Here is a 24,126-nt window from a genome sequence, read left to right on the forward strand (position 1 = left end):
CGACGACGAGCCGTCGGCGAACCCGCTGGATAGATCACGAAACCGCACTGGAGTATTAAGCTGCCGACGAAACTCACCGCTCAGCCGCCGAAGGCGACGGCCACCAGAAGCCCGTCGCGCGCGAGCCAGCGGCCGGTGAAGTCACGCCGGTCAGCGACCAGGACGGTGGCCCGGAAGGTGTGGTCGGCCGGGTCGAACACCACGGTTACGTCGCGGAAGGTCAGTCCGGTCCCAGTGTCCGGGAACCACGCCTTGTAGACCGCTTCCTTCGCGCAGAACAACAGCCGGTCCCAGTTGGCCAGTCGGGAGTGTGACGCCTCCAGTGCCGCCAGCCGTTCGCGTTCCCCGGGCAGCGAAACCGTGCCGAGCACGCCCTCGCGCAACGGGCGCCAGGGCTCGGCGTCCACCCCCAGCGCACGCACGTCGTGCTGCCGCGCCACGACGGCGGCCCGGTATCCCCGGCAGTGCGTCATGCTCCCCACCACTCCGTCGGGCCAGCGCGACACCCCCCGCCCGTCCGGTACCAAAGGCGCGGGGGCGTGGCCGAGCGCGGTCAGGGCGCGGCGGGCGCACTGCCGGACCGTGGTGAACTCGCGGCGCCGCCCCTCGCTCACCCCGGCGACCGCGGCCCGCTCCTCGGGGCACAGGACGTCGTCCGTCACGTCGGCGCGGGCCTCGGCACCGGCCGCGTACGACGGCAACAGCCCCTCGATCAGCGGCTGTCGCACGTCATCCCCAGCACCGCGGCGCCCAGCACCGTGTCCGGGTCCGCGAGGTCGAAGGGCAGGTCGAAGTGGTGGCGTCCGGGCACGACGAGATCGGTCACCTCGGTGCCGCCCTCACGGGCGGCGGCGACGAACCGGTGGTGCTGCGCGGTGAACGCGTCCGTCTCGTTCTCGCCGAGGGCGACGACGAGCCGGGGAAGCCGGGTGGGCATGCGGTGCAGCGGGCTGCATTCGCGGGCCTCGTCGACGTCCATGCCGAGGGCGTCGTTGACGTAGGTGTGCCGCAGGGGCTCCAGGTCGTAGAGACCGCTGATCAGCGTCGCGGATGCGAACGTTCCCGAGGGGTGGGGGCCGTCGGCGTCGAGAAGCGCGCTCGCGACGAGGTGCGCCCCGGCGGAGTGACCGCCGAGGTGCACGGCCCTGGGCGCCATGGGCAGATGGGCCCGGCCGGTGCCGATACGGAGCAGGGAGTCGCTGACGGCCGCGGTGATGTCACGCAGCCGGTGACGCGGCGCCAGGCCGTAGCCGAGCGCTCCGAACGAGAACCCGGCGGCCAGGAAGTCCCGTGCGGCGAAGGCGGCCTCGGACCTGCTGAGTTCCTGCCAGTAACCACCGTGCACGAACACGAACAGCGGGGCGCGCGGATCGGGCGCCGGGAACAGGTCCAGCCGCTGCTCGGGCAGCGGGCCGCAGGGCACGCCCATGCGGACGGGGAGGTCGGCGCGGGCGCGGGCACTGTCGGCGGCGTACCGCGCGAGGTGAACGTCGAGGTCGGCGACGCGCGAGCTGGGCGAGTACTCCCGGTCGAGGCCGGTGCGCGCCGGGTCGGTCCCGGTCACGGCAAGGGGGTCCAGACCTCGGGCAGCATCCGGCGCAGGGCGGCACGCCACAGGTAACCGGCGCCCTCGGATCCGGCGGTGCCCACGGCCGTGCCGAGGAAGCGCTCGGCCAGCACGGCGTGCCGGGCCCGCCAGACGGCCGCGGCGTCGTCGAACTCGAGGAGGGCGAGCCGCACCCGCTCGGCGGCCGCCCTGTCCGCGCACGTGTCGACGAAGTCCCGGTAGGCCTCGGCCACCGTCCGTTCTCCGAGCCGCACTTCGAGCCGGGCCCGGTCCTCCTCGGTGAAGCCGGCCGTGGTCAGGTAGCGGGAGTCACGCAGGCCGCAGAGGAACTCGATCTCGCGGAACTGCGCGGACTGGAACCCGCTGGCGTCGCCCAGGGCGGTCCTGATGCCCTCGAACGCGGCCGGGGTCAACGTCGTGAGCCCGTCGAAGTGCCCGGTCAGCGTAGCCATGAGCCGCGGCAGTGGGACCGCCCGGCGCACGGCCTTGTCCGCGTCGCCCGCGTCCAGGGACGCGCGGATCTCCTCCAGATGACGCAGGGCGACGGCGAAGAGGATCTCGCAGGACTGGTGGGTGGCCAGGAAGAGGACGTGGTCCACGTCGTCGTCGTGGACGCGGGCGGTCCGCAACAGCTCGTCGAGCCGTAGCACTTGACCGTAGGGCAGAGCGACGGTCTCGGCAATCACGGGGGCCTTCTTCCTCGCGTACGGGGCCGAAAAGGAGCGTGTCCGTGAGCGTAGCCACGCGACGCGGGACGGATCACCGTGATCAAGCGGAGCCTTAAAGGGCCACCTCGGGCCCCACGTGAATTCTTCATCCGGCAGTGATGAACCCGGCACTGTGCGCGGCGAGGCCGACTTCGCAGAATCTTCCACGGAGCAGCACGCAGCACCAGCGAGGAACAGAAACACCCGCCACTAGACCACTAAGGAATGGACACATGAATCTGCTTTCCTCCGGCATTCGGCTGAAGGCCGCCGGCGCCGACACCGCCGTTCCCGCTCGCCCCACCCGGTCCGTCCTCGTGATCGAGGAACTCGACTCGGTGGCGGACCACATGGTCGCGCTCTCCACGTTCTGCGTCCAGGCCGAGACCGCTGCCCCGGCCGCCTCTCGGAGGGCTGGACGGCCCGACGCGTGAGACCTTCCGACGTACGGAAGGACGGGTCCCCCGTGCTCGCTTCGGGGGACGGTGTCCTGGTGGGTTTCAAGAGCCACCTCCGGCCCACGGTCCTGCCGGACGACGCGACGTACCTGGTGTCGCGCCGCGGCGTCACGGCACTGCACGGTCACCCGGCGGAGGTCCTGGTGCCGCTCCTGGACGGTACGCGCAGCCCGCACGCCGTGCTGCGCGAGGCGGCCCCGGTCCTCGGCATCGAGGACGCCGAGGCGGCACTGCGTGCCCTGGACGGTGCGGGTCTGCTGCGGTTCGACGTTCCCGAAGCGCCCCACGCGAACCCGGCCGCCGAGGCGTACTGGGACCTGATCGGCCTGGACGGCGGCCGAGCCGCGGCCACCGTCGCGGGCGCCACCATCGCGGTCGAGGCGCTGCCCGGAGTGGCGGCGGATCCCGTGGCGCGGGCCTGTCGCGTCGAGGGGATCACGATCTCCCCGCCCGGCACCGACGCCGACCTGTCCCTCGTCCTGTGCGACGACTATCTGTCACCCCAACTCGCCGCGGTGGACGCGGCACACCGCGCCGCCGGGCAGCCATGGCTGCTCGCGAAGCTGTGCGGGACGGACCCGTGGGTCGGTCCGGTGTTCCAACCGGACAACGGCCCCTGCTGGCACTGCCTTTCCGTACGGCTGCGCGGGCACCGCCACTCGGAGGTGCCGGTGCAGCGGGCCCTCGGGCTCGACGGGCCGCTCCCCCGCCCCGTCGCGTCCCTGGCCGCAGGACGTTCTCTCGCCATCGGCATCGCCGTCCTGGAGACGACGAAGTGGCTGGCCGGGGTGCGCGATCCGGAGCAGGGTCACATCCGCACGATGGACACGGTCCGTCTGCGCACCGCCTCGCATCCGGTGAGCCGGCGCCCGCAGTGCCCCGAGTGCGGGGATCCGGATCTGGTCACCCGGCGGGTGCGCGCCCCGTTCCGTCCGGTCTCACGCCTCAAGGCCGTCACCGTCGGCGGCGGCCACCGGGCGCTGACGGCACAGCAGATGCTCGGCACGTACGGTCATCTGGTGAACCCGGTGACCGGTGTCGTCAAGGAGATCAAACAGGCGCCCGGCTGCCCCGACTTCGTCACCTCCTACGTCTCCGGTCACAACCTGGCGATGGGGTCCGCGACGCTCGCCGGACTGCGCTCCGGTCTGCGCGCGCTCAGCGGCGGCAAGGGCCTGACCGAGACGGAGGCCCGCACCAGCGCCCTGTGCGAGGCGGTGGAGCGCTACAGCGGAACCCGGCACGGCGACGAGCCGGTGGTACGGGACTCCTACCGCGGCCTCGGCGCGGCGGCCCTGCACCCGAACGACTGCCAGCTGTACGCGGACCAGCAGTACGTCCAGCGGGAGCGCTGGAACGCGGCCCACTCCCGGTTCCAGCACGTCAACACCCGCTTCGACGAGACACGGCCCACCGACTGGACCCCTGTCTGGTCCCTGACCCACAACACTCAGCGCCTGTTGCCCACGTCGATGCTCTACTTCGCGGGGACGGGGACGGGCACCGAGCACAACGACGGTCTGTGGGCCGACTCGAACGGCAACGCCGCCGGCAGCAGTCCCGAGGACGCTCTCCTGCAGGGCTTCCTCGAACTGGTCGAGCGGGACGCGGTCGCCCTGTGGTGGTACAACCGCACCCGGCAGCCCTTGGTCGATCTGGACGCCTTCGACGAGCCCTACGTGGAGCGGCTGCGCCACGGATACCGGCGCGTCCACCGCGACATCTGGGTCCTCGACCTGACCTCGGACTTCGGGATCCCCGTCATGGCGGCGCTCTCCCGCCGTCTCGACAAACCGGCCCAGGACGTCATCTTCGGGTTCGGCGCCCACTTCGACCCGCGGACGGCTCTGCGGCGCGCGCTCACCGAGATGGGGCAGCTGCTGCCGGCGGTGTGCGACGTCCTGCCCGACGGGTCCGGGTACCGGATCGACGATCCCGAACCGACAGGCTGGTGGCGGCACGCCACGATCACCAACCAGGCCTATCTGACACCGGATCCCCAGGTGGCGCCGCGCGGCCCCGGTCACTGGCCCACCTCTCACCGCCCCGACCTCCTCGACGACGTTCACTCGATCACCGAGTTGGTCCGCACCACGGGCCTGGAACTCCTGGTGCTCGACCAGCGGCGTCCCGACCTGGGCCTGCCGGTGGTGAAGGTGATCGTTCCCGGACTGCGGCACTTCTGGGCCCGGTTCGCCCCGGGGCGCCTGTTCGACGTGCCGGTGAAGCTGGGTCGTCTCCGCGAGCCCACCTTGTACGAGAAGTTGAACCCCACACCACTCTTCGTCTGACAACGGCACCGCCTTGATGTGACCGCCGCGCCCAACCGTCTCGCTCCCCGCCGGGACGCTCCGCACGAGACGCTGCCCAAGGCCCCGCACCCAGCGCCGCCGGGTGCGGGACTTCGGCGAACCACTCGCTGCTCAGCGCCTTACCCGGGCGGGAGTACGGACGACCGGCCGAAGCCGGCGTCGGCCCGCATCCACGAACTCGACCAACCGACTACAGGGACAGTAGAGGCCTCGCAAATGGCTCGCCCGACTTCCTCAAGGGTCCGCATCCCCTCACCGATGAGCACGGTAACGGTGCGCCGGATCGCCACCCGCACGGAGTAGTCATTGGTGTCTACGCGGATGTAGTGGTCGCGCCCGATGCGGGTCTGCGCCCGCCACCAGGCGGGCGGATCGACGGGCGGCAGGGCTCGCATCCCGACCCGGTCGGCCTCCCAGCGTTCGGCGGCACGCGCCTGCAGAGTGCGGTGCAGGCGCCGGTTCGCGACGGCCAGCCAGGCCGTGAGCTGGGTGTTGAAGTCGCCGCTGCCGCTGAACGTGCGGCCGGGCAGGACCGAGGTCCTGAGTTAGCCGTTCGCCCGCTCGACCAGCCCTTTCGCTTCCGCGTCGCGGGGCCGGCAGAGATGGATCTTGGTGGCGAGCAGGCCCGCGCATGCGGCGAACTCCGCGGTGAGCTTGCCGCGGCCGACCCCGGCCTCGTTGTCCCAGACCATCGTTTTGGGCACGGCACCCCATCCGTTCAGCAGCCGCCAGTGGCCGTCGATCAGGTCGCCGGTGGTTCGGGAGGGCAGCATCCGCGCGGCGATCACCCGCGAGTAGCCCGACACCGCTATCGTCGACCAGTAGCGGCCCGGCCGCCACGGTGAGCGTCACAGTTGCGCAGGGGTTCATGTTCACCGTCGCGCGCTACGCGTCGCAAAACTCGCGCCGTGCCGTGCCTGTCGAGGCCCCGCGCGTCCTCCCCAGCGCGACGAGCGCCGTACGGACGATGCGCGTTCAGATCCGAACGGCCCACGTGTTCGGCATGACACCCCGAGAAACCGCTCGCGCCGTCGAGTGGGCGGATTCCGGGTGGCTTCACGCCCTCGGACTCCTCAACTCGGGCCAACGCTGCGGCTTCACCTTGGTATTCGGGAACGGGGCGGTCGCCGAGTGGTCGGTGTGCCCCCTGCGATACCTCGAACTGCGGACGGCCGACCCGTGCCGATCCAACGAACGCAGCTACCCCCGAACGGAATTGAGTTCATGAGTACGACGATCATCACGGAACACCCCGCATGGCTGACTACGCCCGAGGGCGAGCGTGCCCGCGTCGTCGAACACCAGGGGGCCGCGTGGCTCGCCGTCTGGAGCGACAAGGCTCGACACCTGGCCCTGTGGCCGCTTACGGGTGACGCCGCCGCCGAGCAGCCTCCCGTCGCCTGCACGTCCTCGATTGAGCTGCCCGCCGCGCCCGACGGCGCCGAGCCTCTGCTCGACGAGCTCGTGTCCCTCGGCACGGTGGCTCGCCTCAACAACCCCTCGTTGTGGGACGCGATCGTTACCGCGCTGCTCCGGCAAGTCGTGACCGCAGGGCAGGCCAGGAAGCGGCACCACAGCCTCTACGCCGCGTACGGGCGCGGCTTCACCACGGCCGCCGGCGAGCTCTCCCTCGCCCCAACTCCCGAGACCCTGCTGCAACTCTCCGACAAGGGGTACGCCGCCGTCGGGTGCAGGTTCAACACCAGCGCCCTACGCGCCGCCGCCGAGGCATACCTCGACCGCGGCGAAATGTGGGCGACCCTCGACGCCGAAAGCCTGATCAAAGAGCTCGTCGAGGTACCTCGCATCGGCCCGTGGACCGCGGCAGCAGCAGCGGCCGACTACACGGGCGACTTCTCGATCTACCCGCACGGTGACCTCGCCGTGCACACGTGGGCCGGCAAAGCGGCACCCGGGCTCGCCTTCCCGGGTTCCGACCGCGAGCGTGGCAGGACACGGGCCGGATGTTCACTCAGGAAAACGGCGAGTGGATTCACCCGGGCTGGCTGACCGACCAGTTCGAGCGGCTCGTCGAGCTGTCCGGTCTGCCACCGATCCGGCTGCACGATCTGCGGCACGTCGCCGCCTCGCTCATGCTCGCGGCCGGCGCCGACGTCAAGATCGTGTCCGAGACCCTCGGTCACAGTGACAGCCGGATCACGCGGGACATCTATCAGTCGGTCATGCCCAAGGCTGCGCGCGACGCCGCCGAGGCTACGGCCGCCATCGTTCCGAGGGGGGCCGTACGACGTCCCGTTGCAGTCGTCGCCGAGGCCGAGCCGACGAACGTCGAGGTCGCACCGGTTCCTGCTCAGCAGAATGGGCACGCACGAGGGTGCGAAGATCATCGCGTTCCGCCCCCGACTGGTCCGGGCATAAGAAAAAGCCCAGGTCAGCGGGTATCTGACCTGGACTTCTCTGGAGCCGCCTTCGGGATTCGAACCCGAGACCTACGCATTACGAGCACACTAGTGATCGTGACGCAGGGTGCCGTCCTGTGCCGCCGGTTCCAGTTTTGGCTGATCAGAACACATGCGGCGTTCTGGTCCATGTTGTCTCGTCCATCTGGTCCAAAGGCGTCCGGCCTCCCCCTGGCCTCCCATTGCCGTCACGAGCGCAAAACAGGGACCACCCAGTGGAGCCCGGGGCGCGGTTCTTGGCTGAGCAGGGTCGGACTGTAGGCAGTCAACAAGGCGCGGCTCGGAACTGCAACTCCGGGCAGGCGCGGAAGGTACAGGCGATGGTCGGCTGCGACCATCGCGACGCCCGGGCGGGCGCCCACGTTCTCGGCCTCGTACCGCACCGTACGGATTCGGCGAGCCTTCGGCTGCGGTACAGCCATACAAGGGCCAGTTCCTCCTGCTCCTGCACGGGTCAAGATGGCACCGTCCGCCGCAGTACGAGGACGACTCGGGCGATAGCCCTCCTCGGCCAGCCAGGCGCGAGCCCGACCACGCTGTCGCTCATCGCAGAGCCGGTGGTACCGGTGCCAGGAACGCTCGTCACAGGCAAGGACGTCCTTCACCTGCGCCCGCCAGGGCGTCATGCTCATCGGCCGAAGCGGGGCCGTCGAACGAGCCCTCGCCAACAGCCGCACCCACCGGCGCAACACGGCCCTGAGCCACCGCATCACCCACGCGACGTCCGCTGTGCCGACCCCGCACGGTCAGACACCCACCGGGCAACTCGCCTGGGGCTGAGGACGTCCCGGACCTGGACGACACCCTCCGTGCTTTCGTCACCGCCGGAGATGAGGGCGGCGACGAAGGCCGACGCAGATACCGAGACCGACATCACGGCTTCCCCTCCCAACAGCCTTGAAGCCGCTGATCTGTTTCCTTCGGGGCGAAGTTCGCCTGGCTCATGTTGACACGGTCCCTCGATGGAGGGGTGTGCCCCTGGATCACTCTTACTAGGGCGACTGCGAGGACAAGACAGAAGCCATCACCCTGATCCGGTGTTCGCGCACCGGGCCGAGCCGGGGTTCCATCGACCGCTCCCGTCAGGCACGCAACATGCCTATCGCCGGATAGACAGAACGGACACACGCGTGAACACCAAAGTACAGCCCGAGGTGTCAACGGCTACATCGCACCCGAGCGACCAGCACGTCCCCGCCACTCCCTCCGACTACTGCTCACTCGTCTCTGTCAAGCCTTTGCGCATGGTGGCTGTCATCGGCGGCCTGCCCGCCCGTTTGGAGGAGGTGGAGGGCCGAATCCGGCTCACCCACGGCGGCCGGTCCGGCTTCGTCCCAACCGCCACCCTCCGCCGCGTCCTGACGAAGTGCAGCGAGGGCGAGGTGCACGCATGACCACCGCCACGATGACCGGCCCTGTCCCCAACCCCGGCAGCACCCTCGATGCCCTGACCACCGAGTACAACCTGCAACTCGTGGAGTGGGACACCACCAGCCTCGACGAGTACCTCCGCGACAAGTTCTACGCCCACTACCTCGCCCTGCGGGATGGTCGCCGCCTCGTCGTCGTCCCGGCCGGCCAGGACCCCGACGTGCGCGTGAACGTCGTCCGCAGCCTCATCACCCACCTGGGGGAAGACGCGGCCCCGCCCGTCGAACCCCGTCATTACTCGTGGTGCGCTCCAGGCGTCTGCATCGGCCACCGCTACGACAACGGCGAGATCCTCAACGAGCACATCGGTGCCGAGCTTCGACTGCCCATCCCCGCAGGCATGCGCGTCCACTATGACGAGCTGCTGTCCGCGCAACTCGTGTCGGACGAGAACCTCGTCGACGAGACGCCGTGCGTGTCCTTCAACTCCAGCGGGGACGGCGTCCTCCTGACCACGGCCGAGTTCGACACCGTGATCGACAACCTCGCCGACTTTCTGGACGGACTCCGCGCCATGCGCGCCCAGATGACCTCTCCCCGGGCGGAGGGGTCATCATGACGACCGCCCCCCACAGTGCAGCCGTGGCCCGCGCACTCGTCGACATCGAGGACGCCAAGCAGAGCGCCGACCCGTCCGTCGGTGAATGCCTCGACGCCGTCGGCGACCTCATCAAGGAGGCTGGCGACCCCGACGCCGTCTTCGACTGGCTCCTGCAGATCATCGCCCGAGAGCGCTGCGAAGCCAGGGCATGAACTCCGCGGCGAGAATCGCCTTCCGTGCCGAAACGTGGGCCTCGCCATGCGCGCCGCTCGCACGGTGAACTGAAGCCCTATCTGGGACGCTGGAGCCCTTACGGTCCGGAAGAACACAACTACGGCTGGAGGTAGTTCGCGGGCTCCGCAAGAAGACAATCCACCGCGAGGGTTCACTCCTGTGGGTGAACCGGCGAGACGCCGTCGGCGACGCACTCCCTGGATCTGTAGCGTCACCACCGGTCGCTCACGGCCTGCTCTCTTGAACACTGAACGGCAGCACCGACTGGGTACCGAGGACAGTTCATGGCTGACTCTTCGACCAACAATCGACTTCTTCTCTTACCGAACAGGCCGACGAGCCCTCCTGCGTTGCAGCGACTCCCCGGCAAGGCCAGACCACGCGACGAGGTGCTGCGGGAGTGCGAGGCGGAGACCGCCGAAATGCGCAAGCGCATCCCACGAGTACTTTGGGTGTTCTTGATACCGGACCTGTCACGCGCCTTCCGATGGCGTGTCCAGCTTGATTGCGGCTGTATCACTGAGGTCATCACTCGCGAGGACGGTGTACCGCCACACGAGATGCAGTGGGACGAACCCATTCACAACTGGCCGCTTCCGATGGGGCAGATGATCTGTAGGCACGCCGACTCACCACCCGAGCCGTATCGCGACATCGCCGAGTGGGGAGAGCGCAAGGAGGTGAGCTTTCCCGCCGATCCTGTTGAGCCGCCCGACTATATGGATCCTCAGGCGTGGTCGGTGATCCGTCACGACGAGCCACATACGTCTGCATTCTGGACAGTGACACTGGCCTGTGGTCACCTCTCCGAGGCCATCGCCCCGGAACTCGACTGGGTGCCTGCCTCTGGGCCTCATCGGGCGGCCCCGGAAAGAGTGCAGCAGATGTCCGCCGAGTTCGAGCGTGTGTGGCTCGCAAACCCGGAACTGCAGACCGAGCGGGATCGGGAGCACACCAGGCGAATGCTCGCAGAAAATTGGCCGACACCGCGACCGGAAACCCTGTGTTACACCTGTACAGAAGCACGATGGATCTTGGCCTACGAGCGAATCGGATGGCTCATCCCTCGGCAGCGAAAACCGGCGAAGTCGGTGAGCGCCGCACCTACGCCATCGCGGTCCACTTTGGAGCGGCGGTTGCGAAAAGCCGAGGCCGAGGCAGAGCGTCTTCGAGTCGAGTTGGGTCAGTTCGACGAGGAGGCCATCCAGCAGCCTGCCCACGAAGAGCACGGGCTAGCGCGGCATGGTGACGCATGACCGGCAAGGCACCTGCATCCACGTCGTCCTGATCGTGGTTCTCGCCGAAGGGGACGCGTGCCTCCATGATCGCCAGGACTTGTGGGGCGGCGGCCCAGCTCAGCCGGCGGAGTGCTGTGCGGCGGCTGGGGGCCGGGCGGTAGGACTCGGCTCCGGTCTGGATGAGGTTGCCGCCGAAGGTGAGGCGGTCGGCGATGACCGCGCACTGAGCGAGTCGGGACCGCCGACTCGTCCAGCTTCCTGGGGGTGTGTCAATGAGATACCTCCCTGTCCCGACGATAATGCCTGGTCGCGGTATGGCTCCGACTGGGAAAGTGGGTGGCTCATCACACCTGGGGATGGAGCGCATTTTGATCATTCTGGACACCTGCATCATCCGCGGCCTCGGCCTTGAGAGCGCGAGCGCCGAACTGCTCAGGACGATCCGCGAGTCTGGAATCGAGGACGTCGCTGTTCCCTGGATCGTCATGGAAGAGCTGGCAGCGCAGCATGCTGTGACCTACATGACCAAGTACGCAGCCGCCGTCGGCGCTCTCGAAACGCTGCAACGAGCCACCCCATGGGAGCTGCCTGGAATGATGACCGCCCGCAACCCCGAAAGGGTCCGCGAACACTGGCGCGCGGCATATCGCGGCATCGTCAACGTGATCCCCACCAGTGATGCCGCGCTCCGCGAGGCGGCCCTCCGCGAAGCCAACGCGCTGCCTCCCGCGAGCAAGGCGGAGAAGGCTGGCGGACGCGGCCCCAAGAGCGGTTATCGTGACGTCGCCGTCTGGCTGTCGGCGATTGAGTACGCCAAGGCTCACCCCGCCGAGACGGTCTACTTCGTCAGTGCCAACACCAAGGACTTCGGCGACGGCTCAGCCTACGAATACCCCATGGACCAGGACCTCGACGGCCTGAAGGATCGGTTCGTCCACCTCATCGACGTCGACGCGGTCGTTTCCCGCATCGCGGAACCAACCGACGTCCCCGTTGAGCGCATCCGTGAAGTGCTAGCAACCTCGGAGGTCTGCGCCACCATCAGCGACCGCGCCTTTGACAACATGCAGGCTCACCTCGGGCGGTCACCTTACGAGATGTCCACGTTCCGTACAGGAGACCTCCAACGCCTGGCGCAGGAGTGGCTGGCCGGCTGGACCGAACCGCCGGTCGCCGTCCTCGACTCCGTCCGAGACATACAGACCTACAAGGTCGCCGAAAACGAGTGGTGCACCGCCACCGTCCGCTGGATTCTCGGCGGCCTGGCCTTGGTCCTGACTCCCAGCTTCGCCGTGGCGTCCGCCTGGAGCTCCTGGGAAACGCGTGTCCTGTTCACACCACAGGACGGCTCCCGGCTAGTAGTCCTACGCAGCGGCCCCTCGGCTGAAGTGACATCGGAAGAAGCAACACGATTCCTGAACGCTGCCCCGAGTCGCCCCGAAGGGTTCCCCTCGCCACACCAGCACACGGACCTCCGGAAATTCAGCGGCATCGGCTTCCACGAATTGCCTGGCGACCTGGGCGCTGAATTCGAGGACATCGTAAACAGACTGCTCGCCGTACACCCCACCGGAGAGTGACTGCTTCCCTGGGGTGTCTCTGCACGGCGCGCACCACCAACGCCTCTAATCTAGAGGGTAGTTGTCGAGCGCGTACTACACCCTTGGACACGTAGGCGCCGTCCCATGCACGAGGTCAGCCGCATGTACGGCGCTGCGGCCGGATCACGGCCCGTTCATGCCAACTTCCGCCTATCATGGGGAAGATGCGAGATACAGGTGGTTCGGGGGGAGCATGGATCCACAGTTGACGGTGATGGCGCAGACCGCGAGCGCCACCGTCGTGGCGCTGATGGCAACCGATGTCTGGCAGCACACCCGCGACGGCATCGTCGGGCTGTGGCGCCGTGTGCGCCCCGCCCAGGCCGAAGAAGTCGGCAACGACCTGGAGGTGACCCGGGCGGAGATCCTGGCTGCTCGGCAGGAAGGCGACACACTCGGCGAGCAGGCTCTGGCAGGTGAGTGGCAGGGGCGGTTGCGCCGCCTGCTGATCGCCGATCCGGACATCGCGCAGGAGCTGCTCCGTGTCCTGGAGGAGTCTCGCGCTCTGCTTCCTGCGGGGGAGGAGATCCCGGCCCCGGTGGTCCACCTGCGTGCCGAGGTATCCGGCAGCGGCCGGGTCTACCAGGCCGGCCGTGACCAGCACATCACCGAACGGTGACCGAGGGCGTGGAACCGAACTCGCCCGAGGCGCCGGTACCGCGCACCGCCGTGAGCGATCACGGTCGGCTGTTCCGCGCCGAGCGTGACCAGCACATCACCGAGTACCACACTCACATTGCCGCGACCCTCGGCGCCCTGGGGGATCAGCAATGGGCGGGGCCGGACTCGGTACGCGTCCCTTTGGCTGCCCGGATGCACTCACCGATCCGGGACCGGCGAGACCTCCGACGCGCGCTCCTGGCCGCCATCCTGGGCAGTGAGCCCGAGCCGCAAGGCATCCACATCGTGCACGGCATGCCCGGCTGCGGGAAGACCGCGGTGGCACTGACCGTGTTCGACGAGGCGGTCGGCGGCCACGGGATCACCGGGTTGTGGGTCAACGCCTCCAGCACCACCTCGTTCCGCGCCGGAATGCTCGCCGTAGCCTCCGACCGGGGTGCTTCCCAGGACGAGGTCGACGCCGCCCGAGCCGGCAGACGCCCGGCGGCGGACCTGGTCTGGCACTACCTCGACCGCTCGGCCGAACGCTGGCTCCTCGTTCTCGACAACGCCGACGAGCCCGCCATCTTCCAGGAGCCCGGGTGGCTGCGCTCCAGCCCACGCGGGACCGTACTCGTCACCACCCGGCACGGCGCCGCTCCGCTGTGGCACGGTGCCGCGTCGCACTCCCTCGGCGTACTTGATGTGTCGGACGCCGTCGATGTGCTGCTGGACTTCCGGGTCGGCGACACAGACCTGGCCGCGCTGGAGCAACTGGCGCACAGTCTGGGATGCCACCCGCTCGCTCTGATGCTGGCCGGCACCTATCTGGGCCAGCAGGTCCTGGAACCGGTGACCGTCCGCGACTACCTCCAGCGCCTGCGGCACGATCCGAGCACCGTTCTCGACCTGGGCGCCGAGCCCGGCGAACGCGATCTACGCCGCTTGATCAGCAGTACCTGGCAACTGTCGCTGGACGCCCTTCATCGGCAGGGCCTCCCCGAGTCGACCACGGTGCTGCGGGTGCTGTCATGCTACGCACCCGATCCCCTGCCGGTCGGCCTGCTCACCCCGTCCCGCCTGGACGCCACGGCCCTCGCGCAGGCGGATCCTTCTCTGATTGGTAGCGGGGCCAACGCCGCCGTCATGGGGCTGAAGTCCCAGTCACTCATCTCCCTTCAGGACGTCCCTGGAGACTCCGGTCGGCCCACCGTACGTACCGTGCAGGCCCATGCCCTGCTCCTCGACACCGTCGCCGCCCGGATCCCGCTCGACCAACGCGACATCGTGCTCACCGCCGCAGCCGAACTCCTCTCACAGCTCCTGGCCACGAGCGACGACCAGTACATCGACAGCCAGAGCCTGCGTCTGTTCGCTCCACACGCGACGGCACTGCTGCGGCGCTCCGCCAGCACGAGCAGCCGGGCGTTGGCGCCCGCGCTAGCCGTCGTCCGCGGGCTGCGCCTCCAGAGCTACGCCCGCGGCGACTACGCCACCGCCCATGCTCTGGGCGAAGCGGCTGCCGCCGCCACACGGGACGACGCGACGCCCGATGCGCTGGCGGACCGCCACGAACTCGCCCGCGCTCTCACCGGAGTTGGCCGATTCGCCGAAGCCGCTGATCTCCACCAAGAAACCCTGGACGCCCGCCAAACTCTCCTCGGCGCCGACCATCCCGACACCCTGGCCAGCGCCCACGCCCTCGGCCTCGCACTGTACGGACTCGGCAGATTCGCCGAGGACGAGCGGCACATGCGGCATGCGGCAGACGGACGCCACCGAGTCCTGGGGCCAGAGCACCCCGACACCCTGGAGAGCCGGGCCTGCCTCTCGGACGCCATCGGCGAACAGGGGCGCTGGGCGGAGGCCGAAGCCCTCGCCCGGCCCAACCTCGCACTCAGCGAACGCGCCCTGGGCGCCAAGCACCCGCACACCCTCCAGAGCAGGATCGCCCTGGCCTGGGTGCTCTCCAGAAACGACCAGCTGGACGAAGCCGAAACCCTCGCCCGTGCCACAGTCAGCGGCGGCGAACACGTCCTGGGCCCAGAACACCCCCGAACCCTGAACGCCCAGGATCTCCTGGCCGGCATCCTCCTCCGCCAGGGCAACTGGCCCGAGGCGGAGCACATTGCCAGGAATGTGGCAGAAGCCCGCGAACGCATCCTCGGGCCGGAGCACCCCCATACCCTGGCCATCCAGACCCGGCTCGCCCGCATTCTCATCGGCGCCGGGCACCGCCGACAGGCACGGGATCTGGTGGCCCACACCCTCGCGGCCAGCACCCGCGTACTGGGCCCCGAACATCCCGGCACACTCAACTGCCGCGAGGTGTACGAATTGGCCACCGCTGAAGAGCACACATGAACGATTCCGATCTCCGGCGAGGACACGCAACCTTGAACGAAACGATCATCCGCGTCTGGCGTAAGAGCAGCTACAGCGGCAACGAGAACGCCTGCCTGGAAATACTTACCCCCCCCCACCGGGCCAGGCCCCTGTCCGGGACTCCAAAGACCCTGACGACTCAGTGATCGTTTTCAGATCGGACGCATGGCTGGACTTCATAGCCGCAGTCCGGCGAGGGGAGTTTCCGATCTAGGTACCAGCCTGTTCGGCGCAGGCTTACAGGTGCGAACCGTTCCTGGCGTGCGGGTGGGCGGAACGGGCCGCTCGTCCCTCGGCGGAGCACCTGGGGCGTTCGACGATCATCCATGCTTGGGCTGCTCCGAGGACTTCATCGCTGGCGTTCAGTCCCAGGCGAGCTGGCCGGTGACTGGATTCCGTCGTGGTGCCGGCACGGTCGGCTGAGTGTCGGTGATGCGATGTGTCAAGGCGGTGTTACGCCGGAGGGTGCGGTTGTTGGCGATCGCTCGCTCGACTGCCTCGGCGTGTCCGATGATCATGGCTCCTTGGCGGGCGCGAGTGATCGCGGTGTACAGCAGATTTCGCTGGAGGAGCAGATCTCCGGTCTCCCTGATAACCGGGACAATCACGTACGGGTATTCGCTGCCTTGTGAGCGGTGGACAGTCAGTGCGTAGGCGTGAATGAGCTCGTCAAGTTCAGCGAACGGGTACGTGGCCTCCTCGGCATCGTCGAACGTGACGGTGAGCGTGTGGGCTTCCAGGTCGAGGGCGGTGATAGTGCCGCTGCTGCCGTTGAAGATGCCCGCCTCACCTCGATGTGGGTTGTTGCGGATCTGCTGGACGCGGTCGCCGAGCCGGAAGGCATTGCCGTCGTGGTAGTGCTGGGGCTTGTCGTCGGCAGGCGGGTTTAGCCGAAGCTGGAGACGCAAGTTGAGGTCGGTCATGCCGGCGATGTTCTTCTTGCCCGGGCACAGGATCTGGATGTCGGTGGGTAGTACGCCGAAGTGGCGGGGCATGAGATCCGCGGCCAAGTCCACTACGCGCTGGGCAACTTCTTCCGGGTCGGGAACGTGCCTGTTCCAGAAAGCCTTCGGATCATCCTCGGGCAGCTCACCGCGCAGAATGCGATGGGCGTTGCGGACGATTGCGGCGCTGTCGTCGTGCTGGCGGAAGACTCGGGTCAGTCGTGTGCGGGGAATGTGGTCGACGTCGAGGAGGTCGCGCAGCACCCGCCCGGGGCCGACGCTGGGCAGCTGGTCGACATCGCCGACCAGCAGCAGGTGGCAGCCATCGCGGATCGCGGCGGTGAGCTTGCGGGCGAGGTTGGTGTCCAGCATGGATGCTTCGTCGATCACGATGAGATCGGCGGAGTCGAGCGGGCTGGCGTGATCGAAGAGAGTATGGCCGTCCGGTGGGCGGATGAGTCGGTGGACAGTCATCGCGTCCCGGCCTGTGGTCTCTTCCAGCCGCTTTGCGGCCTTTCCCGTGGGTGCAGCGAGCGCGACCTGTGCGTGGGCTTCGTCGGCGATCTCGACCAGGGTGCGCAAAGTGTGGGTTTTCCCGCAGCCTGGACCGCCGGTGAGGATGGACACGGGACTGGTAAGGGCGGTGAGGATCGCGTGGTGTTGTTCCTCGGTCAGCCCGGCCGTCTCGCTGGTGGCCAGTTCAGCCAATCGGTCGGCCCAGGGGGCGAGTTCGGCGAGCAGGGAGCGGGCGCTGAGCAGGCGCCGTACGTGGTGGGCGAGCTGTGTTTCATCGCGGTGCAGGCGCGGGAGTACAGCGATCTCCGTGTCCACCAGTGTTCCGGTGCCGTCCCTGGCAGGGAGCGGCAGAGTCTCGATGATCACCTCGCTCTGGTCGCACAGTGCTTTCAAAGCGTGGCGCAAGACCACGTCGTCCAGGATCTCAGCGGTCGCTGGGTCGTCGTCCTTCAGCAGAGTGCGGGTCCGGAACAGCAGAACGCGTACGGGCAGGTGGCAATGGCCTGCCTGGCCTGCAGCGAGGTCCAGTTCGTGCGTGAGGGCTGCCTGCAGACGCTCGTCGCTGTGCTTCGGGATCCCTACGGCGAGGGCGATCTTGTCGGCCTTGTCAAAACCGATGCCCCGTACATCGCGGCACAGGCGGTAAGGGGTACGTCGGACGATGTGCATGGGGTCGTCGTCCGTGTCGGCGTATGCGGTGCAGATCTTCACCGCGAGCCCGGGAGTGATGTTCAAGCTCTGTAGGAACACCATGATCTCGGAGATGGACTTTTGTTCCTGCCACGCTGCCGTGATCCGGGCCAGCCGGATGTCGCCGATGTTGTGGACTTCCAGCAGGCGCTGCACTTCGGTGTCAATGATCTTTAGGGTCTGGTCACGGAACCGGTCCACGATCGCCCCCGCGAGTGCTGGCCCGATACCCCTGATCATTCCCGATGCGAGATACATCCGGATGGCCCGTTCGTCGGCGGGCATCGTGCGATCGCAGCGCTCAGCCAGGAACTGGCCGCCATAGCGGAGATGCTGAGTCCATCTGCCTCTCACCCGCACGCACTCCCCAGGCCGGACGCCGAAGAGCGCCTTGCCGACGACAGTGATGCCCGGATCGTCGTCCGCCGTTCTTCTCAGCCGCAACACCGTGCGCTCGTCGTAACTGACGTGCAAGAGGTGCTCGACTACTCCCTCGACCGCATCGGGGAAGGTCGAGTGCGGTTCGTCGGACACGGGTTCTCCAGAGGTGCGTGCAGCGAGCGCTACAGCAGGCTGCTCTCTGCAGAATGGATGAGCACCGGCACCTTGGTGCCGGATGTCACCCGACCAGGTGGATCTCCTCACCTGAACGGGGGTATACGGCGTCACGGTGCTATTGCTTACCCAGGCGATAGCGGCCCTGCGGAGGGCCGCTATCTGTAAAGCACGGCGACCACTACCTGTCCCACATTCTGGTGAACTACTCGATGCCCCCTTCTCCAATAGCGCTGTGCACGCCGCAACAGCGACGAATCCGTCACCCAGATGGCGCACTCGGGGCGACGTACTCTCCCGAGAGGTGTGGTCGGCTCCAACCGGGACAGGCCACCTCTGCTCTGAACCACCAGGGTGCACGGCACGCGGCACGACTCAGCGAGGCACGTCATGGGCAAACGCGAAAGGCGCCGGCGACGCGAACGTGCCCAGCAGCAAGCCGCTGACCGGAACATTGCGGCCGACCTCGTTACGGTGCAGCCCTCGGAGGAGGACCCGCACCTGAAGGTGATCGTCGCCGCCGATGCCTCCTCCGAGGTGCGCTCGACGTGCGTGGCCTACTGGGCACTGGCCCCGGACGGGGCCTGGAAGCACGCGGTACCGGACCCGTCGACGACGGCAACGGTCTCGGCCAACTCCTATGCCGTGGCGTTGCGGTTGACGTGCTCCCAGTGCGGTCGTCCCGTCTCAGTTCGTACCCGTCGTCAACTGGCCCGGCTCCAGTCTCCCGGGCGACGCTGCGCTTCCTGTACTTCCTCCGTGGTGCCACGGCCCACGGACGGCGAAGCCACAACATCAATCGAACGGAATGACGAGGCTGAGCCCCAGGCCCTGATCCCCCGGCCTGTTATCGAGCCGGTCCCCGAAGCACCCGAGGAACTGGTCACGCTGGGGCGGCGCTACTGGGAGATCGTCAGCCGGGACCCGAACTCAGCCTGCGTCGCCTGGCGGTTCAGAGCGGCGAGCTTGGAAGGCCATGGCTGGGGCAAGCCGCACGTCGCCGCAGCCGCAGGAGTCCGTGCGATCCTGCCCGATCGGTCCTGCCGGCGCTGCGGGGGACCACTGACTCTAACCTCACGGTGGGCCTATCAGCAGTTGTTCGAAGGCGGCGACCCTGGATGCGTGGACTGCACTCCGCGCATGCAGGACGCGCTGCGCCGTCTGCACGACCCTGAACACGTTGCCGAACGCACGGCCTTGCAGGAGCAGGCACAGCGCGCACGAACCGAGCAGGACATCAAGCGCCAGTGGTCAGCTCAGCAACGGGAGGCCATCCGGGAGCGCTATCCGGTGCGCCATCTTCAGGAAGCGCCGATCCCACATGCGGGTGTCCGCACCGAACTTACTGCGCTGGCGCTGCTGCGCTACGCGGCGAGCGCGAACCCGCTGGGTCCGGTCGATCTGTGGGAGGCACCGCTTCTTCCGGAGCCACAGCTGGTGGCGGGTGCGGTGGCCGAGACCGTCCGGGCTGGGCTGTTGGCCGTCCACCCCGACAGCGTCACCGGCGCCTTCACCTGGGAGGAACCCCGGACCGCCGAGGAGGCTCTCGCAAGAGCGGGCGGTGACCTGGACGCGGTTGGGCAGCCTGAGCTGTCGGATCGGTACTATCCGACGCGCGCTGCGCACTACTCGCCTTATGGATCCAGCCTGGGCACGGGCGCGGCTGCCCTGGACGCCCATCTGATCGACCGCCTCAACCCGGGCCGGATGACGCTCGAGCGACAGCACGAACTGCTCGGCGTGCTGGTGGAACTCATCGCCCGTGAAGCCATGCGCTACTTCGACTACCAGCTCCAGGTCCGGCATCTGCCTGCCGTGCCGGACACTCATTTCGTCCGGCTTCGCGACGCTACCGAACGCGCCGCAGAGGCGCTGTCTCTCGGCGAGATCAACAATCTGGCCTGGCGTGCCGCGGTTCGGGCAGCCGACGCCGCACAGATCTATCCCGGTGCCCCGCGAGCGAACATGAGCACCCATGCGGTGAACCGCTTCGAAGCGTATGTGCAGGATGCCGTGGGCGGAGGGCTCGACTATCCGCTCAAGCCATATACGAACAGCAATGTGGAACTCAGCGCAGCGACGCGAACGCTGTTCTACACCGTGCTGGACAAGAATCCCGTCACCACCAGCCGTGCCGACGCAGAGAGGGAAATGCCGCCCGCCGTCCTGTCTGTCGCTCCGGGCGGCGACACGTCTCCGGACACGGTTCAGCCGCTGCCCTTGGACACATCGTTGGCATGGCTGCGCCGACATCCGGAGGGCTGGACCCCCGAAGGCTTCATCGCGTACCTCCAGGGGCTGCAGAATCTGGATGACGGCCCCGAGACCAACACCAGTGCTCCGGTGCTGGCCGAGGCCGCCATGTCCCTGGCCACCGTATGGCGAGATCTGGCCGGGGCCACCGGTGACGCCCGCGCCGCAGCTCTCGGCGCGGCCTCCGCCGCGCGGCTGATGACTACCCCGGTTACCTACGACTTGGTAAGCGGATACTGCGGGCAATGGATCATCGACGGCTTCGTCACGGAGTCCGAGGCGAGAAGAGGCCGGAAGCCGGGAGATGACTAGGGCAGCGTGCCGCCGCCCGTGGTGTCTTGTTCACCGACCGCCGACTCCTCACTGGACAGCGCCCGGGCTGCTGATGCCTTGGCCTGCCACTTGGCGTGGACGGCGCGTCGGCGTTTGGCTTGCTTCTCGCATTGCCAACACAGCCAGCCCTCTTCGACAGCGACAACCGTGCTGTTGTGGCAGTCCTCCGTGGCGCAGCGTTGCCGTTTCGCCCTTCGCGGGGAGAGTTCCCACCCTCGGACGGGCGAGGCCCGGTAACCTGCGGGGCGGTCGCTGATCAGAAAGTCGCCGTGCCTGTATGGATCGAAGGTGACCAGTTCCGTGGGGGACGCATCGGGATAGGACCCGTACTTCCCGTGGTCGTGGCAGCGTTGACGCAGCCAGCGCAGCGCATGCTGGAAATCGATGGTGTCGATACTCCACACCCACGCCCGACCACGGAGGTCGAGCAAGGTCATTTGTCCCGCGCGGCCGGGCAGATGGGGAGCGTCGATCTGTTCCCAATACCCCTCGTCTTCGTCGAGGACCAACGCCTCGCATCGGCCCTCGGCTGTCGCAGCCACGCAGGTCAGCTCGTCAAGAGGGCCGGGGCAGATGCGGAGGAAACCACTGTATTTGATGACGTGCCGAGTACCGCCACGCTCTTCCGCAATGGCCGGATCGGGCTCTTGCACCTCGGCCTCGCCTCGCGGCCCGACGGGCGTCGGCACGAACAAGCCCTCGGCGATCGCCTTCTGTATGCGGATGGCCAGGGCGCGTACCAAGGGCTGCATGGCGGGATCGAGGTCGTCGTGTTCGACGGCCGGACAGACCGAGGAGTGCTTAACGCGGCAGTAGCCATAATCTCGCGGATTGGCTCCCAGGTAGGCGGTGCCGTTCGACAGGTGCCAGCGGTACCGGGGAGGCACAGCTCGGACGGGGAACTCCCTCGGGATGATCGGGACGCGAGTTCCCTCGAAAGTGTCATGCCACTCGACGGAGTTCCCACACCAAGTGCAGCGCTCGACACAGTCCTTGACTGGCGTCTTGGACTGGCTGCTGTGCCAGATCCGCATCCACGAACTCACGACGGCTCCCGGAAAGACAGGGCAAGGGGCTGGACTTCACCAACGGCCACTTCGTCCAACGCGAAGGGCTATCTCCGGTTTTAGGCAGTTCGGGTGATTTACGGTTCCGGATTGGCGCGCCCACGAATTACCCTCTGCATTGAAACGGTCACTCTCAGGGAGACGTGGATGCGTGGCGAACCGCCCTCGGAGGAGCGGAAGGCCCAGTCGGCCCCGCCCGACGATGACCAGATGGAGCTGTTCACACCGGCTTCCGAGGCGCCGCCGATCCCGGTCCGTTCCGCAGCGCTCCATCCTCAGATCGAACTGCGCCGTCTCGTAGGTGAACTGACGCGGCGCTCGGGCTTGTCTTACTCACAGGTCAACAACCGCATCAACCGCGAAATCGGCGTACGCAGCCGGGCGGGCGCCGACCTGGACGTCATCCAGCAGGCAGCAGCCTTCGCGCGGGGCTGGCTGGAGCAACTGCGGGCTTCCACTGCGGACGAGCCCGAACCCACGGCACCGCCGGCCTCACCTGACCCACAGACCAGCCATTTCGATCGGCCGACCTCCGCTCCCATCCCGCCGTCGTCCGGCTACGCGCCAATTACTGAGAGCAGGCCGGGCCACGGACAACGTCTCCCGGCTCCCCGCCATCGCCCCGCTCCGACAAGGGAGCAAGAGGCAGCCGTCGCCGCATTCCGTTCGGGCCAGAACCTCGCGCTGCAGGCCGGTGCCGGCACAGGAAAGACCACCACGCTCGTGATGCTGGCCCAAAGCGACCGCCGACGAGGCCGGTACGTGGCCTACAACACGTCAATCGCAACAGACGCCCGCCGCAAGTTTCCGGCCAACGTGAATTGCAAGACCGCGCATTCCCTTGCCTTCGCGGCTGTCGGCAACCGCTACGCCGAGCGGCTCAACGCCCCTCGCCAGCCCAGCTGGAAGACCGGCGAGGCTCTGGGCATCGCCGTCAACATGACCGTGCGGATCGGTGACCGCAAGGTGACCAACAAAGCGCTCTCATATACCGTGCTGCGCACCGTGAAGCGGTTCTGCTATTCAGCCGACACGGACTTCCGTCCCTACCACGTCCCCGTGCTTCGTGGCTTGGAGGACCAGCACTTTCACCTTCAGCTGGCCAACATCGCCCTCCCCTACGCCCGCCGGGCCTGGGAGGACCTGCAGAATCCCGACGAAGGCGTGGTCCGCTTCGAGCACGACCACTACCTGAAAATGTGGGCCCTGGGCAAGCCGAAGATCCATGCCGATTACCTGCTTCTGGACGAAGCACAGGACACCAACCCGGTGATCGAGGAGGTCTTCACCAACCAGCGCACGCACGCCCAGCTGGTCATGGTCGGCGACTCCGCTCAGGCCATCTACGGCTGGCGGGGAGCACGGGACGTGATGACCGACTTCGACGGCGACCAGCTCTCCCTGTCGCAGTCCTTCCGGTTCGGCCCAGCCCTGGCGGAGGAAGCCAACCGCTGGCTGGCGATCGTAGAAGCACCGATCCGTTTGCAGGGCACCCCCGACATCGACACGCTCATCGGGCCTGTCGCGGATCCCGACGCGATCCTGTGCCGTACCAACGTCGGCGCCATGATGGAGATCCTCGATCTGCTCAACAACAACCGCCGGGTCGCTCTGGTAGGAGGCGGCGATGCTCTGGCGGCCCTGGCCAGCGCCGCAGCTGATCTCAAAGCCGGGCGCCGCACGACCCACCCCGAACTTGTGCTCTTCCAAAGCTGGGGCGAATTGCAGGAGTACGCCACGTACGATCCGTCCGGACAGGACTTGCTGCCCCTCGTTGACGTAATCGACGAGCACGGCGTCGAAGTCATCCTGGACGCCGTGCACCGCCTCAGCCCCGAAACCCAGGCCGAAGTCACCGTCTCCACCGCCCACAAGGCCAAGGGCCGCGAATGGCCATCCGTACGGATCGCACCGGACTTCGAGCCTGCCCCCAGCGACGAGGTCGACGAAGAGGGCAACTCGCTGCCCAAGGAACTCAACCTGGAAGAGGCGCGTCTGGCCTACGTTGCCGTCACCCGAGCTCGCCGCCAACTCGACCCAGGCGGTCTCGGCTGGATCAACGATCGCCCCGACGGCGACCCAGGCGACGGTCCCGCCCCAAACGCCCCGTCCTCACCATGGGAAAGACTGGGGCCCATTCCTCCAGCCGGAGCGGCCCGCTGCCCTCACGAACACTCGCGATCGGCCCATCACGCGACCGAGGGGACCTGACCGAATGAGCCCTTCGTCAAGGCCGGCCCACGGAATCGGGTTCGGGCCACGCGCGCGGGCATT

General features: G+C 67.8%; 21 protein-coding genes and 1 pseudogene. 15 read left to right on the forward strand and 7 right to left on the reverse strand.

The genetic code is table 11. The annotated features are described in order from the left end of the window. Window positions 1-80 precede the first annotated feature (80 nt). From ACFF45_RS19895 to ACFF45_RS19905, 3 genes are read right to left on the reverse strand one after another with little or no spacing between them, the layout of a single operon-like run. On the reverse strand, window positions 81-728 hold the full coding sequence (locus ACFF45_RS19895) for a 4'-phosphopantetheinyl transferase family protein (protein ID WP_381347752.1): 648 nt from the start codon (window positions 726-728) through the stop codon (window positions 81-83). Further along, window positions 713-1,564: an alpha/beta hydrolase gene (locus tag ACFF45_RS19900; RefSeq protein ID WP_381347753.1), complete on the reverse strand. Its 852-nt coding sequence runs from the start codon at window positions 1,562-1,564 to the stop codon at window positions 713-715. Before ACFF45_RS19900 ends, ACFF45_RS19895 begins: the two co-directional genes overlap by 16 nt. Continuing rightward, window positions 1,561-2,253 carry a tryptophan 2,3-dioxygenase family protein gene (locus tag ACFF45_RS19905; RefSeq protein ID WP_381347754.1) on the reverse strand — a complete coding sequence of 231 codons (693 nt, stop codon included), beginning with the start codon at window positions 2,251-2,253 and terminating at the stop codon, window positions 1,561-1,563. The genes ACFF45_RS19900 and ACFF45_RS19905 overlap by 4 nt, the downstream gene beginning before the upstream one ends. A 254-nt stretch (window positions 2,254-2,507) precedes the next feature. Between ACFF45_RS19905 and ACFF45_RS19910 the strand changes: the two genes are divergently transcribed. Together ACFF45_RS19910 and ACFF45_RS19915 are read left to right on the forward strand one after the other, a co-directional pair. Next, on the forward strand, window positions 2,508-2,708 hold the full coding sequence (locus ACFF45_RS19910) for a hypothetical protein (protein WP_381347755.1): 201 nt from the start codon (window positions 2,508-2,510) through the stop codon (window positions 2,706-2,708). Window positions 2,709-2,740: 32 nt separating this feature from the next. Next, the gene (locus ACFF45_RS19915) at window positions 2,741-5,023 is read left to right on the forward strand and encodes a TOMM precursor leader peptide-binding protein (RefSeq protein WP_381347756.1); all 2,283 of its coding nucleotides are present in this window, start codon (window positions 2,741-2,743) and stop codon (window positions 5,021-5,023) included. Between the two features lie 140 nt (window positions 5,024-5,163). On the opposite strand, the gene ACFF45_RS19920 is transcribed toward ACFF45_RS19915, so the two are convergent. Together ACFF45_RS19920 and ACFF45_RS19925 are read right to left on the reverse strand one after the other, a co-directional pair. Continuing rightward, a complete protein-coding gene (locus ACFF45_RS19920; protein WP_381347757.1) occupies window positions 5,164-5,439 on the reverse strand; it encodes a Mu transposase domain-containing protein in 276 nt (91 codons plus the stop codon). 150 nt (window positions 5,440-5,589) lie between these two features. Beyond that, the gene (locus tag ACFF45_RS19925; RefSeq protein WP_381347758.1) at window positions 5,590-5,850 is read right to left on the reverse strand and encodes a hypothetical protein; all 261 of its coding nucleotides are present in this window, start codon (window positions 5,848-5,850) and stop codon (window positions 5,590-5,592) included. Window positions 5,851-6,268: 418 nt separating this feature from the next. On the opposite strand from ACFF45_RS19925, the gene ACFF45_RS19930 reads away from it, so the two are divergent. The 11 genes and pseudogenes from ACFF45_RS19930 (at window position 6,269) to ACFF45_RS19980 (ending at window position 15,708) form a co-directional block, all read left to right on the forward strand. Beyond that, window positions 6,269-7,054 carry a DNA glycosylase family protein gene (locus ACFF45_RS19930; RefSeq protein ID WP_381347759.1) on the forward strand — a complete coding sequence of 262 codons (786 nt, stop codon included), beginning with the start codon at window positions 6,269-6,271 and terminating at the stop codon, window positions 7,052-7,054. Then, window positions 6,988-7,278: pseudogene (locus ACFF45_RS19935) on the forward strand (tyrosine-type recombinase/integrase); the annotation flags it as partial. The gene ACFF45_RS19930 and the pseudogene ACFF45_RS19935, both read left to right, overlap by 67 nt. Window positions 7,279-8,708: 1,430 nt before the next feature. Beyond that, window positions 8,709-8,858 carry a hypothetical protein gene (locus tag ACFF45_RS19940; protein WP_381347760.1) on the forward strand — a complete coding sequence of 50 codons (150 nt, stop codon included), beginning with the start codon at window positions 8,709-8,711 and terminating at the stop codon, window positions 8,856-8,858. Beyond that, the gene (locus ACFF45_RS19945; RefSeq protein WP_381347761.1) at window positions 8,855-9,454 is read left to right on the forward strand and encodes a DUF6907 domain-containing protein; all 600 of its coding nucleotides are present in this window, start codon (window positions 8,855-8,857) and stop codon (window positions 9,452-9,454) included. The genes ACFF45_RS19940 and ACFF45_RS19945 overlap by 4 nt, the downstream gene beginning before the upstream one ends. Then, the gene (locus ACFF45_RS19950) at window positions 9,451-9,648 is read left to right on the forward strand and encodes a hypothetical protein (RefSeq protein ID WP_381347762.1); all 198 of its coding nucleotides are present in this window, start codon (window positions 9,451-9,453) and stop codon (window positions 9,646-9,648) included. The genes ACFF45_RS19945 and ACFF45_RS19950 overlap by 4 nt, the downstream gene beginning before the upstream one ends. A 306-nt stretch (window positions 9,649-9,954) precedes the next feature. Beyond that, on the forward strand, window positions 9,955-10,926 hold the full coding sequence (locus tag ACFF45_RS19955) for a hypothetical protein (protein WP_381347763.1): 972 nt from the start codon (window positions 9,955-9,957) through the stop codon (window positions 10,924-10,926). A 350-nt stretch (window positions 10,927-11,276) separates the two neighbouring features. Further along, window positions 11,277-12,488 carry a PIN domain-containing protein gene (locus ACFF45_RS19960; protein WP_381347764.1) on the forward strand — a complete coding sequence of 404 codons (1,212 nt, stop codon included), beginning with the start codon at window positions 11,277-11,279 and terminating at the stop codon, window positions 12,486-12,488. Between the two features lie 235 nt (window positions 12,489-12,723). Continuing rightward, window positions 12,724-13,128: a hypothetical protein gene (locus ACFF45_RS19965; protein WP_381347765.1), complete on the forward strand. Its 405-nt coding sequence runs from the start codon at window positions 12,724-12,726 to the stop codon at window positions 13,126-13,128. Between the two features lie 50 nt (window positions 13,129-13,178). After that, window positions 13,179-15,473 (forward strand): tetratricopeptide repeat protein, encoded by a 2,295-nt coding sequence (locus tag ACFF45_RS19970; RefSeq protein WP_381347766.1) that lies wholly within the window; start codon window positions 13,179-13,181, stop codon window positions 15,471-15,473. Further along, window positions 15,470-15,640, forward strand: a complete 171-nt coding sequence (locus ACFF45_RS19975; RefSeq protein ID WP_381347767.1) for a DUF397 domain-containing protein — start codon at window positions 15,470-15,472, stop codon at window positions 15,638-15,640. The genes ACFF45_RS19970 and ACFF45_RS19975 overlap by 4 nt, the downstream gene beginning before the upstream one ends. Beyond that, window positions 15,637-15,708, forward strand: a complete 72-nt coding sequence (locus tag ACFF45_RS19980) for a hypothetical protein (RefSeq protein ID WP_381347813.1) — start codon at window positions 15,637-15,639, stop codon at window positions 15,706-15,708. Before ACFF45_RS19975 ends, ACFF45_RS19980 begins: the two co-directional genes overlap by 4 nt. A gap of 148 nt (window positions 15,709-15,856) precedes the next feature. Here ACFF45_RS19980 and recD2 read toward each other — a convergent pair whose 3' ends face one another. Continuing rightward, the gene (gene recD2, locus ACFF45_RS19985) at window positions 15,857-18,178 is read right to left on the reverse strand and encodes an SF1B family DNA helicase RecD2 (RefSeq protein ID WP_381347768.1); all 2,322 of its coding nucleotides are present in this window, start codon (window positions 18,176-18,178) and stop codon (window positions 15,857-15,859) included. 411 nt (window positions 18,179-18,589) lie between these two features. Between recD2 and ACFF45_RS19990 the strand changes: the two genes are divergently transcribed. After that, window positions 18,590-20,764, forward strand: coding sequence for a hypothetical protein (locus ACFF45_RS19990; RefSeq protein WP_381347769.1), 2,175 nt, complete (start codon window positions 18,590-18,592; stop codon window positions 20,762-20,764). Here ACFF45_RS19990 and ACFF45_RS19995 read toward each other — a convergent pair. After that, window positions 20,761-21,819, reverse strand: a complete 1,059-nt coding sequence (locus ACFF45_RS19995) for a DUF6083 domain-containing protein (RefSeq protein ID WP_381347814.1) — start codon at window positions 21,817-21,819, stop codon at window positions 20,761-20,763. The genes ACFF45_RS19990 and ACFF45_RS19995 overlap by 4 nt on opposite strands. 600 nt (window positions 21,820-22,419) lie before the next feature. Here ACFF45_RS19995 and ACFF45_RS20000 point away from each other — a divergent pair. Beyond that, on the forward strand, window positions 22,420-24,063 hold the full coding sequence (locus ACFF45_RS20000) for a UvrD-helicase domain-containing protein (protein WP_381347815.1): 1,644 nt from the start codon (window positions 22,420-22,422) through the stop codon (window positions 24,061-24,063). Window positions 24,064-24,126 lie beyond the last annotated feature (63 nt).

This window comes from Streptomyces cinereospinus, assembly GCF_042430725.1.
GTDB lineage: Bacteria > Actinomycetota > Actinomycetes > Streptomycetales > Streptomycetaceae > Streptomyces > Streptomyces cinereospinus.